Genomic DNA, 17,069 nt, shown 5'->3' with positions numbered 1-17,069 from the left:
AGGCCGCTTTTTTATTTTAAGTGTAGCCTATATATAGAAAACTCAACATCAGCTTTAGTAATTATATAAATAAAAAGCCCAGTAACATGACTGGGCTAAATGTATTAAGTGTGAGGCAAAAAGGGCAATACTTGCGACACTTTTGTAATTACCAGTTAGCGATTTTCTAATCGGTTGTAGTCAAACATACCAAATTCAACGCCACGATACTCTTTAGCTACTTGGTGCATTATGTCGCTGTATTTCCAAAACTCTGGATGTGAGCGACGAATACCAAATTTTACTTTTAATGCAGCATAATCTGCTTCAATTTGCATCATAGGTAATAGCTGTGCAAACTCACCCACTTCATTTTGATCATTTAAGTACCAAATAGCCGCAGGGTAATCACCAATAAAGCCTGGCACTAGGGTGGCGGTATCTTCATCATAAGCGCGCTGCCCATCTTCATTTAATAAGCTGGAAATATTGTAATGCGCGTTGTGATGAATAAGCGTATAAGCTTTATGTGAAGCATCGTCTTGCTTAACCAAAATATACGATAACTGCGGTAATAAATTTATAGCTTTAGCTGGCATATTGTTTAGTGCATTTAATGGCGTGGGTACTTTTGTGTAGTCGTAGTGCTCACTCAGTACTGGCGCTAAAGTTTGCTTAATTAGCCCGTACAGCTCGTGTTGTGGATCATTCGTTTTATATTCAATACCGCTAGGTTGGCTAAACTCTCGGTTGTTTTTAAAAAACTTAGATAAGCTTGGCGGAGACTTTCTATACCAGCTTTTTTTAATTTGATGGCGCTTCGTTTCAGGTAATAACGCCAAAAAGTTTTGCTCACCCTCTAAACGTAAAAAGTCCATGTATAGGCGGGTCACTAATTGGTGGCCGATATTTCCGTATACATCAAAGCCTGCAACAAGTAAGTAATGAATACGCTCAAATAGCGCGTAATCTAATACCCACATAGTTTTGGGCTCTTGACCAATAAAGCCTTTCACTACCGTGGCACTATCAAAATGGCGAAATATTGTAAGCGCTGCATTTTTGTTATGGCCTTCACCTTTCCACAATAGGTCGGTGGTTAAATGCTCTCCGTTTTTAAACATCTCGTTAGCCAGCTCAACTTTGGCTTGTAAGTATTTTTTCTCACGCACTGAGTATTTAACCCAGCTAGAGATAGGCAATGCATTGCTTTCTTCTGCTGCAGGTAATTCAAGGGCTTCTTCGTGCTGAAGCAACATATCTTCCACTGCTGGAGTCGCGACTTTTTCAGGGTCTGCAAAGGCAACCCAAAAATGATCGTTAATCACATTAAGTGCAATTTGGCCGCGGCATACAGGGCCCTTAATAAAGCCCATAATAATTAGCTCAGCTTCATCAAGCATAAATTGATACTTAGAATTAATAGGAATTACTTCAAACGTTTTAAAAGGATTAGATGCCGCCTCGCTCTTATAACTTGGCATTTTATTAACCGTATAATCGGGAGCTATAAATTGCTCATAAATACGTGCAAGCTTTGCATCATCAAGCTTTAGCGGTAAATGTGTTTTTGATAAAACAGTTGAGCGGTCCTGTAGTAAACGGTAATACACACGGCTTACTTTAGGGTCATCGTATGGTCGGCGCGTATTAATTAACTTAATTTCTTCGCCTGGCGGCGTACTTGAACGAACCAGTTTAAAAAAGCTCTGTGGTTTATCAGAACCAAAATAAATATGGGCTAAAAACCAATGCTCGTAAATATAACGTGCGGCTAATTGGTATTTTAAGCTGTCTTGATTTAAAAACGCTTCCCAGTTTTTAACGTTTGTTAGCTCGGCTTTGGTGGGCGGTTTAATATGCGCCATTTTTCCACCGTCTTTAAGCCACTTTTGTAAATGATAAAATTCCTGGCTAGACACGCCCGGTAAACCGTAAGGCATACCGCCATGAGGCTGCTCTGCAGCTAAACGATCGAATTCTCCCATAGTGGCGCATGTTTGAGAGCGGCTAAGTGAAAAGTCAAATTCGTCATCAAGAATTTCATTCTCTGGTAAGGGTGCACTTTGCTTAAGCACTAATGAATTAAATAACACCCCACCGGCAAGGTTTGCTTCTGGGTTTTGGTCACGTTCGTTAAGTACCGGAGTAAAGCCCTTTTTACGCCATTGCTCAGTGCTGGTTGCATCAAATAATAACCGGCTTGGTGTAGTGGCTAATAGCCGTGTACCATCATAAACAAGCTCTTTGCTTAGCCCTCTATCTATCCCTTCAGGGGAAGAAAGCTTTAGCTGACAAGGCGCATCATAACAGCCATGGCATACTACACAGCGTGTATCTAGCACAGGTTTTACTTCTTGCAAAAACTCGGCACCAGCACCTGTATCATGCGGCACTATACGCTGCTGCGTTTGTTCATCACCAAATAAGTCGTTGTAGTGAGCATTGCCTAAATAAGCACACCCGCTGAGGATAATAAGGACGAATGTACTGATCAGAATTTTTTTCATTCTTCATCCTCATCACCCAGGTCGAAGGTTGGCATCATATCCATTTGTGGAGAGACAAAAGTCTGGTTGTCGTGGGTATTTAACACCACACTTAACAGTGGGCCGTGGGTCAGCGTTATTTGTGCATCGTGCTCTTGGTTTAACAACGCATTAAATTCGCTGCTATGCGGCGCAAGCTCATACTCTTTTAAACTAATAGCGATACTGCTATCGGGTGCTGGGTTTTGGCATATCTGCGTCAGTAGCTCATCATCAAGAGCAAATGAAATGTCTAAATCGGGCTTTTCTACATCTCGCTCACTAAGCGACTCATTTAAAATAAATAACGGTAAGGTTAATTTACTATCTTGTTCAAATTCCATTGTGCTCTCTTGCTGACTGACGGTGTAATTACCCGCCATTATAGCAAAAAAGCACATAATTACTGCGCCTAAATAACCACACTAAAGTCTAAAATTTAGCCCTAAGCCCTGTTAAAAACTAAGCTTTAATATCATCCATTGCCGATTCAATAATAGAAAATACAGCCCCTTGAGGGTCGCAAATAACACTAAAACGCCCTACATCAGGAATATCTGTGGCAGGTACACATACTTGCCCTCCAAGAGTCGCCGCTTTTTTTACATAGCTATCGCAGTTATCCACGGCGAAGTAAATCATCCAATGGGGAGGTACGTCTTGTGGCCACTCATCAGTCATTTGTAGCATGCCTGCTACCGGCTTACCTGCAACTAAAAACAAGATGTAATCCATACCTTCCATAGGCTTTGTTTCACTTTTCCACCCCAGTAGTTCACAGTAAAAATGACGGCTTGTTTCACTATCGCGCGTTGCCATTTCATGCCAATAAGGCGTGTTGAGCTCACAAGGACGCTTACATCCTATATGCTCTTTACCTTGCCACAACGCCACCGTAGCACCCGCTGGGTCTTTAAGCATTAACATACGCCCTGCATCCATAACATTATGAGGGCCTGCTATAATTTGCGCACCGAGTTCTTGCGCCTTAATTGCACATGCATCAACATCATCTACGGCAATATAGGTAAGCCAGTAGCTAGGCGTAGAGGCCACTTGCTCTTTAGGCATTTGATACATGGCAGCAATATCGTCACCTTGCTTTTGTAGCATAGTGTAATACTCATCATCGCCAATGGGCTGATCGTCATCTCCCCATTCAAACAACGAGGTATAAAAAGCTTTCCCGTCTTGCCAATAATGAGTACACAGTTCAGCCCAGCAAAATATACCTTGCGGATAATTATTTTTATTATTCATCGCCCATTTCCTGTTGTAAATTTAAGCCATTTTTAGCTTAGGCTAATACCCTGTAAGTGTCGATAGTTATTCACTCAATAAACCCCTTACACACCAGTGACCACTTCTACTCGGGCTTTGTAAAGCCAACCCAAACAACATGATTTACATTAACGCCAAGCAGCTAAAAGCTGATAGCTAAAAACTAATCACTTTTCTTCAGGCAATAAAAAAGGCCACCGAAGTGACCTCTTTTTAGTATTAATTAGCTAGGCTAATTATTACTCATTGAACGTTGCTACATAGCACCTACGCCTAAAGGTAATAGCGCCACCTTCACATGACGTAAATTTCAGGCATTAAAAAACCCGAGGCTAAGCTCGGGTTTTTATAGTATTAATTAACTTAAACGTTAACTATTACTCTACGATAGTTGCTACAACACCAGCACCTACAGTACGGCCACCTTCACGGATAGCGAAACGAAGACCTTCGTCCATCGCGATTGGCGCGATTAGAGTTACTGTCATCTTAACGTTATCACCAGGCATTACCATTTCTACGCCTTCTGGTAACTGTACGTCACCTGTTACGTCAGTTGTACGGAAGTAGAACTGTGGACGGTAACCTTTGAAGAAAGGTGTATGACGACCACCTTCATCTTTAGAAAGTACGTATACTTCTGAAGTGAATGTAGTGTGTGGGTTGATTGAACCAGGCTTAGCTAGTACTTGACCACGTTCAACGTCTTCACGCTTAGTACCACGTAAAAGTGCACCAATGTTCTCACCAGCACGACCTTCGTCAAGAAGCTTACGGAACATTTCAACACCAGTACAAGTAGACTTAGTAGTCTCTTTAATACCAACGATTTCAACTTCGTCGTTCACGTTGATGATACCAGCTTCAACACGACCAGTTACTACTGTACCACGGCCTTGGATTGAGAAAACGTCTTCGATAGGCATGATGAATGGCTTATCGATGTCACGCTCTGGCTCTGGGATGTAAGAATCTAGTGCTTCTGCAAGCTCAACGATCTTGTCTTCCCACTGCTTTTCGCCTTCAAGTGCTTTAAGAGCAGAACCTTGAATTAGTGGTAAGTCATCACCTGGGAAGTCGTACTCAGAAAGAAGTTCACGAACTTCCATTTCTACTAGCTCAAGTAGCTCTTCGTCGTCAACCATGTCACATTTGTTCATGAATACAACGATGTAAGGTACGCCAACCTGACGAGAAAGTAGGATGTGCTCACGCGTTTGTGGCATGGGGCCGTCAGTCGCAGCTACTACTAAGATAGCGCCGTCCATTTGAGCAGCACCAGTGATCATGTTTTTAACATAATCGGCGTGTCCAGGACAATCTACGTGTGCGTAGTGACGAGTTGGTGTATCGTACTCAACGTGAGAAGTTGAGATTGTGATACCACGCTCGCGCTCTTCTGGAGCGTTATCGATTGATGCGAAATCTTTAGCAACACCGCCGTATACTTTTGCAAGTACGTTAGTGATTGCTGCAGTTAGTGTAGTTTTACCGTGGTCAACGTGGCCGATTGTACCAACGTTTACGTGCGGTTTTACGCGTTCAAACTTTTCTTTTGCCATCTTAAAAAATTCCTAATTAAGAAATTAAAGCCTGACTCACTATTGAGCCAGACAAGCTAAAATCATATAACAGCGCGAGCTGAAATTATTGTATCTGCAACATTTTTAGAGGCTTCAGCGTACTTCAAAAACTCCATAGAGTAAGAAGCACGGCCCTGTGTTGCAGATCGTAAAGCAGTTGCATAACCAAACATTTCAGAAAGAGGAACCTGAGCATTAACTTGCTTAAGTCCACCTATTGCATCTTCCATGCCTTCGATTATGCCGCGACGACGGTTTAAGTCGCCAACTACATCACCCATGTTTGAGTCAGGAGTGATTACTTCAACCTTCATCATTGGCTCTAAAAGTACAGGGTCAGCTTTAAGCGCCCCAGCTTTCATTGCCATTGAACCTGCAATTTTAAATGCCATCTCATTCGAGTCTACATCATGGAATGAACCATCATATAAAGTCGCTTTAACGCCAAGTAATGGGTAGCCTGCCAGTACACCTTGAGACATTTGCTCTTGGATACCTTTATCTACCGCAGGGATAAATTCTTTAGGAACCGAACCACCTACAGTTTCGTTAACGAACTCATAAATTGGTGCTTCATCATCCGAAATATCCATCGGTTCAAGTTTAACCCAGACGTGACCATATTGACCACGACCACCTGATTGACGTACAAACTTCCCTTCAACTTCAACAGTTGAACGAATAGCTTCTCGGTATGCAACCTGCGGCTTACCAACGTTACATTCAACACTGAATTCACGTTTCATACGGTCGACAATGATATCAAGGTGAAGTTCACCCATACCAGAGATTATAGTCTGGCCTGATTCTTCGTCAGTTTGTACACGAAAAGAAGGGTCTTCAGCAGCTAGTTTACCTAGTGCAATACCCATCTTATCTTGGTCAGCGATTGTGCGAGGCTCAACCGCAACAGAGATAACTGGCTCTGGGAACTCCATACGCTCTAGCGTAATGATAGAGTTCGGATCACACAGTGTCTCACCTGTTGTTACGTCTTTAAGACCAATAGCTGCCGCAATATCGCCTGCGTAAACTTCTTTGATCTCTTCACGTGAGTTTGAATGCATCTGTACGATACGACCAAATCGCTCACGCTTACTTTTAACTGGGTTATAAACCGCGTCACCCTGTTTAACAGTACCAGAGTAAACACGGAAAAAGGTTAAAGTGCCAACAAACGGGTCTGTTGCAATTTTAAATGCAAGTGCAGCAAACGGCGCTTTATCATCAGCTGGACGTTCTTCCTCAGTTCCATTTTCTAGGATACCTTGGATTTGTTTCACTTGTGTTGGTGCAGGCATGTATTCAACAACGCCATCAAGCACAGCTTGAACGCCTTTGTTTTTAAATGCACTACCACACGTAATGGGAACAATTTCGTTCGCTAATGTGCGTTGACGTAAGGCAGATTTAATCTCTGCTTCACTTAACTCTTCACCTTCTAAGTACTTATCCATTAGTTCTTCAGAGGCTTCAGCTGCACTTTCAACTAAATGAGAGTGCCATTCTTGAGCGAGCTCTTGAAGTTCTGCCGGTATTGCCTCATAAGAGAAAGTCATACCCTGGTCCGCTTCGTTCCAGTTAATGGCTTTCATTTTTATAAGGTCAATAACACCTTTAAACTCGTCTTCAGCGCCAATTGGCAACTGGATTGGAACAGGCGTTGCTCCAAGACGAGATTTCACCTGGTCAACAACCGTTAAGAAGTCAGCGCCTGTGCGATCCATTTTATTTACGAAGATCATTCTTGGAACTTCGTATTTGTTCGCTTGGCGCCAAACTGTCTCAGTTTGCGGCTGTACACCTGATGAAGCACAAAGAACAACTACCGCACCATCAAGTACACGTAAAGAACGCTCTACTTCGATAGTGAAATCTACGTGTCCTGGAGTATCAATAATATTGATACGATGGTCGTCAAATTGCGCGTCCATCCCTTTCCAGAAACACGTTGTTGCAGCAGAAGTGATTGTGATACCACGCTCTTGTTCCTGCTCCATCCAATCCATAGTTGCGGCGCCATCATGTACTTCACCGATCTTATGAGAAAGACCTGTGTAGAACAGAACACGTTCTGTTGTGGTGGTTTTGCCTGCATCTACGTGAGCTACTATGCCGATATTACGGTAGCGCTCAAGTGGAGTTGTACGTGCCATATGATCCTCTTAAAGGTTAAGGACAGATTACCAACGGTAATGTGCGAATGCTTTATTCGCTTCAGCCATACGGTGAACGTCTTCACGTTTCTTAACCGCAGTGCCTTTGTTGTCAGCAGCGTCAACGATTTCTTGAGCTAAACGTAAGCCCATAGATTTTTCGCCACGCTTACGTGCAGCGTCTACTAACCAACGCATACCTAATGCGTTGCGACGTACTGGACGTACTTCAACTGGAACTTGATAAGTTGAACCACCAACACGGCGAGATTTAACCTCTACCTGTGGACGGATGTTATCAAGTGCAGATTCAAAGATTTCTAGGTGCGACTTGCCTGATTTCTCAGCAGCCACGTCTAGCGCACCATAAACAATTTTTTCAGCAGTAGATTTCTTGCCGTCTAACATTACGATGTTAACGAATTTAGCAAGAAGTTCCGATCCGAACTTAGGATCTGGAAGAATTTTACGTTGACCTATTACGCGTCTTCTAGGCATTTTGTATCTCCGGTTTATTCAGGTTTGTCCTTTTGGAACAATCACCCAAAACAATAATTAATAATATTTAGTGCTTGGCCTTACTAACGGAAAACAATTAGCCTTTAGGGCGTTTTGCACCGTATTTAGAACGAGCTTGACGACGGTCGCTAACGCCTGCACAGTCAAGTGCACCACGTACAGTGTGAAAACGCACACCTGGTAAATCTTTAACACGACCACCACGGATTAGGATTACACTGTGCTCTTGAAGGTTATGACCTTCACCACCGATGTATGATGTTACTTCGAAACCGTTAGTTAAACGTACACGAGCTACTTTACGTAACGCTGAGTTTGGTTTCTTAGGTGTAGTTGTATATACGCGAGTACATACACCACGCTTTTGCGGACACGCTTTAAGCGCAGCTGAGTTACTTTTAGTAACCTTGCTACGACGTGGCTTACGCACTAGCTGGTTAATAGTTGCCATTTAAATAGCTCCTGAAATTAAAATTACTACTGAAAAAAATAAAAAAATCCGCCCTTTTTACAAGCTTGTAACATACATGCAAGTAAATGGGTGGCGGAATTTTAATGAGCAAAGTTTAACCTGTCAACCTAAACTCATCGTAAGACAGTAGATAACTGTCTTACGATTTATTAATCTGTTGATTAATAAGAGTTTATTGATTTCCAGATAAATCTGCGTTCAGAGCATCTGTTAGTGCTTGAGTTGCCTCTTCTGCACTTACTGTTTGCTCTTCAACAACTTCACCCTGCTTGCGGCGAGCCATACGGTCTTGGTGATACGCAAAGCCAGTACCGGCTGGGATCAGACGACCCACAATTACGTTTTCTTTCAGACCACGAAGCTCATCGCTCTTACCATTCACTGCGGCATCTGTAAGAACACGTGTTGTTTCTTGGAAAGACGCTGCCGAGATGAAAGATTCGGTTGCTAGTGATGCTTTCGTGATACCCATAAGTTGTATTTCAAACTTCGCTGGGATTTTACCTTGTTTTTCAAGGTCACGATTAGCGATATTAACGCGAGCTACTTCAATTTGCTCACCCGCTAAGAACTCAGTATCACCGCCGTCAAGGATGGTACATTTACGTAGCATCTGACGAATAATTGTTTCAATGTGCTTATCATTGATCTTAACGCCCTGCAAACGGTAAACCTCTTGCACTTCGTTAACAATGTAGTTAGCAACATGAGTCACACCACGTAGGCGTAAGATGTCATGTGGTGATTCAGGGCCATCGGCGATAACTTCACCTTTAGACACTTGCTCACCTTCAAACACGTTAAGTTGACGCCACTTAGGAATCATCTCTTCGTAATGATCGCCTTCAGCTGGTGTAATAACTAAACGTTTCTTACCTTTAGTCTCTTTACCGAAGCTAATAGTACCTGTGATTTCAGCTAAGATAGCTGGATCTTTTGGCTTACGTGCTTCAAATAAGTCGGCTACGCGTGGTAGACCACCCGTGATATCACGAGTTTTCGAACCTTCTTGCGGAATACGTGCAAGTACGTCACCTGGGTTTGCTGTAACGCCATCTGTCACTTCAATCGTAGTGAATGAAGGAAGACGTGTTTCTTGCAAGCCGCGCTCTTCACTTTCGATGATAAGCTTAGGCTCTTTCGCATTTACTTTAGCAAGGTCTTTAACAACTACACGGGTTAAGCCGGTTAGTTCATCAGTTTGTGCTTCAGTATTTGAGTCATCAATATCGCTGAACGAGATTTTTGACTTATGCTCAAGAACGATTGGGTGACTATGCGGGTCCCAAGTAGCAACGATGTCGTTACCTTGAACTTCTGCATTGTCTTGTACTGTTAGTACCGCACCGTAAGGTACTTTATAACGCTCTTTTTCACGACCGAAGCTATCAATGATAGTGATTTCAGTTGAACGTGAAGTAATTACAATCTTACCGTCGGTATTAAGTACATACTTAGCGTTATGTAGTTTTAACGTACCGTCAGTTTTAACTTGTACATTATTTTCAGCTGATGCTCTTGATGCCGCACCACCGATGTGGAATGTACGCATCGTAAGCTGTGTACCCGGCTCACCGATTGATTGTGCCGCGATAACACCTACTGATTCACCCGCGTTGATGATATGACCACGTGCAAGGTCACGACCATAACACTTAGCACATACACCAAAGTCGTTATCACACGTGATAACAGAACGTACGCGAACTTCATCTACTGAGTGCTCTTCTAAAAGGTCACACAGTTTTTCATCAAGCATGATATTACGCTCTACTAATACAGTGTCTGTATTAGGGATAACCACAGGCTCAGCTACAACACGACCTAGTACACGTTCGCGAAGTGCTTCTACAACGTCACCACCTTCAATAAGCGGTTTCATTGTTAAGCCATCTTCTGTGCCACAGTCGTCTTCATTGATCACCAAATCTTGTGCAACGTCTACTAGACGACGCGTTAGGTAACCTGAGTTAGCTGTTTTAAGTGCTGTATCGGCAAGACCTTTACGCGCACCGTGCGTTGAGATGAAGTACTGTAGTACGTTTAGACCTTCACGGAAGTTAGCCGTGATTGGCGTCTCGATGATTGAACCATCTGGACGTGCCATTAGACCACGCATACCTGCTAGCTGACGGATCTGAGCGGCACTACCACGAGCACCTGAGTCGGCCATCATAAACACTGAGTTAAATGACGGTTGCTCTTCTTCTTCACCTTTGGCATTGATAACCGTGTCTTTAGACAAGTTGGCCATCATTTCACGTGATAAGTTTTCATTTACACGTGACCAGATATCGATAACTTTATTGTACTTTTCACCAGCCGTTACAAGACCTGATTGGAATTGTTGGTTGATTTCAGTTACTTCAGCTTCAGCTGATTCAATGATTGATGCTTTAACTGGTGGGATAACTAAGTCATCGATACCAATTGAAACACCTGACTTCATTGCGTAGTGGAAACCGGTGTACATAACTTGGTCAGCAAACACAACAATGTCTTTAAGACCTAGACGACGGTAACACTCGTTTAATAAGCCAGAAATCTGCTTTTTACCTAATGCTTGGTTGATTGACTCAAACGGCATGCCTTTAGGTAAAATTAGAGACAGAATTGCACGACCAACAGTAGTGTCGATAAGCGTTACAGTGTCTTCAACAACACCTGCTTCGTTAGTGATTGACTGACTAATACGCACTTTAACGCGCGCGTGAAGTTCTGCGTTACCACTACGGTATGCTTTTTCTGCTTCTTTAGGATCTTTAAATACAATGCCTTCGCCTTTCGCATTAATGCGATCGCGCGTCATGTAGTAAAGACCTAATACAACATCCTGTGAAGGAACGATGATTGGCTCACCATTCGCTGGAGATAGAATGTTGTTAGTAGACATCATTAGTGCACGAGCTTCTAACTGAGCTTCAAGCGTTAACGGTACGTGTACCGCCATTTGGTCACCATCGAAGTCGGCGTTGTAAGCCGCACATACTAATGGGTGTAAATGGATTGCTTTACCTTCAATTAGTACAGGTTCGAACGCTTGGATACCTAAACGGTGAAGTGTAGGTGCACGGTTAAGTAATACTGGATGTTCACGAATTACTTCGTCTAGTACATCCCATACTTCCGCTACTTCGCGCTCTACCATTTTCTTAGCAGCTTTGATTGTCGTAGCCATGCCGCGACGCTCTAATTTGCCATAGATAAATGGTTTGAATAGCTCAAGTGCCATCTTCTTAGGAAGACCACATTGGTGAAGCTTAAGTGTAGGACCAACCGTGATTACAGAACGGCCAGAGTAATCTACACGCTTACCAAGTAAGTTCTGACGGAAACGACCTTGCTTACCCTTGATCATATCAGCAAGAGATTTAAGCGGACGCTTGTTAGAACCTGTAATTGCACGACCACGACGACCGTTATCAAGTAGCGCATCTACCGCTTCTTGTAACATACGTTTTTCGTTGCGTACGATAATATCTGGTGCAGCTAAATCTAATAGACGCTTAAGACGGTTATTACGGTTAATAACACGACGGTAAAGGTCGTTTAGATCAGATGTCGCAAAACGACCACCGTCTAGTGGTACTAATGGACGTAAGTCAGGTGGCAATACTGGAAGTACTGTCATGATCATCCACTCAGGGTTATTGCCTGATTGGTGGAACGATTCCATTAACTTAAGACGCTTAGTGATCTTTTTACGCTTAGTTTCAGAGTTAATTGTTGGTAACTCTTCACGCATTTCAGCAATTAATTGGCCAAGATCAAGTTCACGAAGCAAGTCTAATACTGCTTCTGCACCCATCTTAGCTTCAAACTCATCACCGTGCTCTTCAAGTGCATCTAGGTATTCTTCTTCACCTAATAGTTGACCACGCTCAAGCGTTGTCATACCAGGCTCAGTTACTACGAATGATTCGAAGTAAAGAACACGTTCAATATCACGAAGTGTCATATCAAGCATTAAGCCAATACGAGACGGTAATGATTTTAAAAACCATATATGTGCTACTGGGCTCGCAAGGTCGATATGACCCATACGATCACGACGCACTTTTGTAAGTGTAACTTCAACGCCACACTTCTCACAGATCACACCACGGTGTTTAAGGCGTTTATATTTACCACATAAACACTCATAATCTTTCACTGGGCCGAAAATACGGGCACAGAATAAGCCATCGCGCTCAGGCTTGAAAGTACGGTAGTTAATAGTCTCAGGTTTCTTTACTTCACCGTATGACCATGAACGAACCATGTCTGGTGAAGCAAGACCAATGCGAATTGCATCGAATTCTTCGGTCTTATTTTGTTGCTTCAGAAACTTAAGTAAGTCTTTCACCTTAGCTCTCCTGTCGGAGTTAATCTTGAGGGCGGATAATCTCGCCCCTACATTCTATTCAGCCGTAACAGATGCTGCAGGGTTAACTGCAGCATCTAATTGGCTTAATTTTCTTCCAACTCGATGTTGATACCCAGTGAGCGGATTTCTTTCAACAATACGTTGAACGATTCTGGCATACCTGGTTCCATTTTATGGTTACCATCAACGATGTTTTTATACATCTTAGTACGACCGTTCACGTCATCCGATTTCACTGTTAGCATTTCTTGTAGAGTGTAAGCAGCACCGTAAGCTTCAAGTGCCCATACTTCCATCTCACCAAAACGCTGGCCACCGAACTGTGCTTTACCACCCAGCGGCTGCTGAGTAACAAGGCTGTAAGAACCAGTAGAACGTGCGTGCATCTTATCGTCAACCAAGTGGTTAAGTTTAAGCATGTACATGTAACCAACAGTTACTTGACGTTCAAACTGATCGCCAGTACGGCCATCATAGAGTGTAACCTGACCACTTCTTGGGTATCCACCAAGCTCTAGCATGTCTTTGATTTCGTCTTCTTTAGCGCCATCAAATGCAGGAGTAGCGATTGGTAAACCACCTTTTAAGTTATCAGCTAAACGACGAATTTCATCATCAGAGAAGCTAGCAATATCTACTTCTTGACGAGATTCACCGATTTCATAAGCTTGCTTGATGAATTCACGTAGCTCATGTAGCTCACGTTGTTCCTTCATCATTTCCTCTAAGCGCTCACCAATACCACGTGCAGCTAGACCCATATGTGTTTCAAGGATCTGACCGATGTTCATTCGTGATGGTACACCTAGTGGATTTAGTACGATATCTACCGTACGACCTTTATCATCGTATGGCATATCTTCTACTGGTACGATAGTCGAGATAACACCTTTGTTACCGTGACGACCCGCCATTTTATCACCCGGTTGGATACGACGTTTAACAGCTAGGTATACTTTAACAATCTTAAGTACACCTGGTGCTAAGTCATCACCTTGAGTAATTTTACGACGTTTGTTTTCAAACTTCTTATCGTATTCAGCTTTAAGCTCATCGTACTGTGCAGCTAGTTGCTCAAGTTCAGCTTGCTTGTCTTCTTGTGCAAGGCTTTGAGTAAGTAGCTTTTCAGCATTTAGTGACGCTAAGTTGTCTTCATCGAAGCCTGCTGCAGCAAGTAGCTTGCGAGCACGGTCTAATACACCAGCTTCTAGAATACGGAACTCTTCGTTGAAGTCTTTCTTCGCTTCGCGAAGCTGCATGTCTTCAACTTCTAACGCACGCTTATCTTTTTCAACACCATCACGGGTGAAAACTTGTACGTCAATTACAGTACCAGTTACAGAGTTTGGTACACGTAAAGAGCTGTCTTTAACGTCAGACGCTTTTTCGCCGAAGATAGCACGCAGTAGCTTCTCTTCAGGTGTTAATTGCGTCTCGCCTTTCGGAGTCACTTTACCTACTAGGATATCGCCGCCTTTAACTTCAGCACCAATATAAACAACGCCTGATTCATCAAGCTTGCCTAGCGCAGACTCACCCACATTAGGGATATCTGCAGTGATCTCTTCAGGACCTAATTTAGTATCACGGGCAACACACTGTAGTTCTTGAATGTGGATAGTCGTTAGACGATCTTCTTCAACTACGCGCTCTGATAGTAAGATTGAATCCTCGAAGTTATAACCGTTCCATGGCATGAATGCCACGCGAAGGTTTTGACCAAGGGCTAAGTCACCTAAGTCAGTCGAAGGACCATCTGCTAACACGTCACCACGAGTAACCGGTTCACCAACCATGCACGTTGGTTTTTGGTTAATACATGTATTTTGGTTTGAACGAGTGTATTTAGTAAGGTTGTAAATGTCGATGCCCGCTTCACCAGGAATACGCTCATCGTCATGTACGTTTACAACGATGCGGCTAGCATCGGCGTACATTACTTCACCACCACGTTTAGCAACAATCGTTACACCAGAATCTTTCGCTAGTGTTAACTCAATACCTGTACCTACTAACGGCTTATCCGCTTTCAATGTTGGTACTGCTTGACGTTGCATGTTTGAACCCATCAATGCACGGTTAGCATCATCGTGTTCTAGGAACGGGATAAGTGCTGCCGCTACAGAGATCACCTGTTGTGGTGATACATCCATATATTGCTGGTCCATGCGACCCATAAAGGTAGATTCACCTTTGTGACGACACGGAATAAGTTCATCAACAAACTCATTGGTTTCGGTTAAGTTTGAGTTCGCCTGTGCGATAACAAACTGACCTTCTTCAATGGCTGATAAATAATCAACTTCATCAGTTACTACACCATCTACCACTTTACGGTAAGGTGTTTCTAAGAAACCGTAATCATTTGTACGTGCGTACGTAGATAACGAGTTAATTAGACCGATGTTTGGACCCTCAGGAGTCTCGATTGGACATACGCGACCATAGTGAGTTACGTGAACGTCACGTACTTCAAAGCCAGCGCGCTCACGCGTTAGACCGCCCGGACCTAATGCAGAAATACGACGCTTATGCGTTACTTCTGATAGCGGGTTATTTTGGTCCATAAACTGTGATAACTGAGACGAGCCGAAGAACTCTTTAACCGCTGCCGAAATAGGCTTAGCGTTAATAAGATCTTGTGGCATTATCGCGTCAAGGTCACCTAAGCTTAAACGCTCACGTACAGCACGTTCTACACGTACTAGACCAACACGGAATTGGTTCTCAGCCATTTCGCCAACACTACGTATACGACGGTTGCCTAAGTGGTCAATATCATCAACATCGCCTTGACCGTTACGAATAGCAATTAATACTTTCATAACAGACACGATGTCTTCTTTGCTTAAGGTGCCAGGGCCTGTGTCTGTATCGTAACCAACACGGCTATTGAACTTCATACGACCTACAGTAGATAAGTCGTAACGTTCTTCAGAGAAGAATAAGTTCTCGAATAAGGCTTCAGCCGCATCTTTCGTCGGTGGCTCGCCTGGGCGCATCATGCGGTAAATTTCTACTAATGCTTCTAAACGGTTGCTAGACGAGTCAATATTTAATGTATTTGACATGTAAGCGCCGCTGTCCACTTCATTGATGTATAAAGTCTCAATTTTAGTGTGACCTGCTTTAACCAATTCAGCCATCAACTCTAGTGATAGCTCGTCATTAGCGTTTGCAATAACTTCACCTGTTGACTCATCAACATAGTTTTTAGCTACAATACGGCCAATGATGTACTCATGTGGTACTTCTAATTGATTAATGCCTTTTTTCTCGATGCTCTTGATGTGGCGTGCCGTAATACGACGACCGCTTTCAACAAGTACTTCACCGTCTTCGCCTTTGATATCAAAAGCGGCAGTTTCACCACGTAAACGTGAAGGCACAAGTTCCATAAGAACTTTACCGTCAGTTACTTCAAACGCGGTAGTATCGAAGAACATATCTAAGATTTCTTCGCTAGAGTACTCAAGTGCACGTAAAATAATAGACGCCGGTAATTTACGACGACGGTCTATACGTACATATAAGTTATCTTTTGCATCAAATTCGAAGTCTAACCATGAACCACGGTAAGGTATAACGCGTGCGTTATATAATACTTTACCCGATGAATGGGTTTTACCGCGGTCGTTATCAAAGAATACACCAGGGCTACGGTGTAGCTGAGAAACGATAACACGCTCTGTACCATTGATTACAAAAGTACCGGTATCAGTCATGAGCGGAATTTCGCCCATGTAAACTTCTTGCTCTTTAATGTCTTTAACTGTGCCTGGAGCTTCTTTGTCCATAACTACAAGACGCAGTTTCACGCGAAGTGGAGCAGAATAAGTCACACCGCGAATTTGACATTCTTTTACATCGAATACTGGCTCACCAATACGATAACTTACGTATTGAAGCTCAGAATTTCCCGAGTAGCTTTTAATAGGGAACACAGAACGGAAGGCTGCTTCCAAACCATGATCGCCATCAGCGTCTGGGACTAAGAATTTTTTAAACGATTCTAACTGTGTCGACAGTAAGAAAGGTATATCCAAAACTTGTGGACGTTTACCAAAATCCTTACGGATACGTTTCTTTTCAGAATAAGAGTAAGCCATGGGGTTCCTCAGCTTGCTGATCTTTGACCCGACCTGTTCTTGTAAGAACAGACTTAACTGGCATCTATGCCAAGAT

The 17,069-nt window shown here is 43.0% G+C and carries 9 protein-coding genes; all 9 read right to left on the bottom strand.

From position 1 onward, the window contains the following. Positions 1 to 155: 155 nt before the first annotated feature. Entirely contained in the window at positions 156 to 2,489 is a 2,334-nt protein-coding gene (locus PSI06_RS03850; RefSeq protein ID WP_273603006.1) for a fatty acid cis/trans isomerase, read from the bottom strand. After that, the gene (locus PSI06_RS03845; protein ID WP_029774302.1) at positions 2,486 to 2,851 is read right to left on the bottom strand and encodes a hypothetical protein; all 366 of its coding nucleotides are present in this window, start codon (positions 2,849 to 2,851) and stop codon (positions 2,486 to 2,488) included. The genes PSI06_RS03850 and PSI06_RS03845 overlap by 4 nt, the downstream gene beginning before the upstream one ends. A gap of 118 nt (positions 2,852 to 2,969) precedes the next feature. Beyond that, positions 2,970 to 3,767 carry a VOC family protein gene (locus PSI06_RS03840; protein WP_273603005.1) on the bottom strand — a complete coding sequence of 266 codons (798 nt, stop codon included), beginning with the start codon at positions 3,765 to 3,767 and terminating at the stop codon, positions 2,970 to 2,972. A gap of 398 nt (positions 3,768 to 4,165) precedes the next feature. After that, positions 4,166 to 5,350 carry an elongation factor Tu gene (tuf, locus tag PSI06_RS03835; protein ID WP_004589660.1) on the bottom strand — a complete coding sequence of 395 codons (1,185 nt, stop codon included), beginning with the start codon at positions 5,348 to 5,350 and terminating at the stop codon, positions 4,166 to 4,168. 62 nt (positions 5,351 to 5,412) lie between these two features. Next, entirely contained in the window at positions 5,413 to 7,527 is a 2,115-nt protein-coding gene (gene fusA, locus PSI06_RS03830) for an elongation factor G (RefSeq protein ID WP_273603004.1), read from the bottom strand. 27 nt (positions 7,528 to 7,554) lie between these two features. Then, on the bottom strand, positions 7,555 to 8,025 hold the full coding sequence (rpsG, locus tag PSI06_RS03825) for a 30S ribosomal protein S7 (protein WP_004588211.1): 471 nt from the start codon (positions 8,023 to 8,025) through the stop codon (positions 7,555 to 7,557). Between the two features lie 97 nt (positions 8,026 to 8,122). Next, a complete protein-coding gene (gene rpsL / locus PSI06_RS03820; RefSeq protein WP_002958885.1) occupies positions 8,123 to 8,497 on the bottom strand; it encodes a 30S ribosomal protein S12 in 375 nt (124 codons plus the stop codon). Between the two features lie 193 nt (positions 8,498 to 8,690). After that, positions 8,691 to 12,863, bottom strand: a complete 4,173-nt coding sequence (rpoC, locus tag PSI06_RS03815; RefSeq protein ID WP_273604983.1) for a DNA-directed RNA polymerase subunit beta' — start codon at positions 12,861 to 12,863, stop codon at positions 8,691 to 8,693. Between the two features lie 104 nt (positions 12,864 to 12,967). Continuing rightward, complete coding sequence (gene rpoB / locus PSI06_RS03810) at positions 12,968 to 16,993, bottom strand: DNA-directed RNA polymerase subunit beta (protein WP_004588209.1); 4,026 nt, start codon at positions 16,991 to 16,993, stop codon at positions 12,968 to 12,970. Positions 16,994 to 17,069: the final 76 nt, after the last annotated feature.

Origin of the sequence: Pseudoalteromonas sp. GABNS16E (assembly GCF_028598715.1) — a bacterium.
Taxonomy (GTDB): Bacteria; Pseudomonadota; Gammaproteobacteria; order Enterobacterales; family Alteromonadaceae; genus Pseudoalteromonas; species Pseudoalteromonas atlantica.
This window is presented reverse-complemented; position numbering and strand designations above follow the sequence as displayed.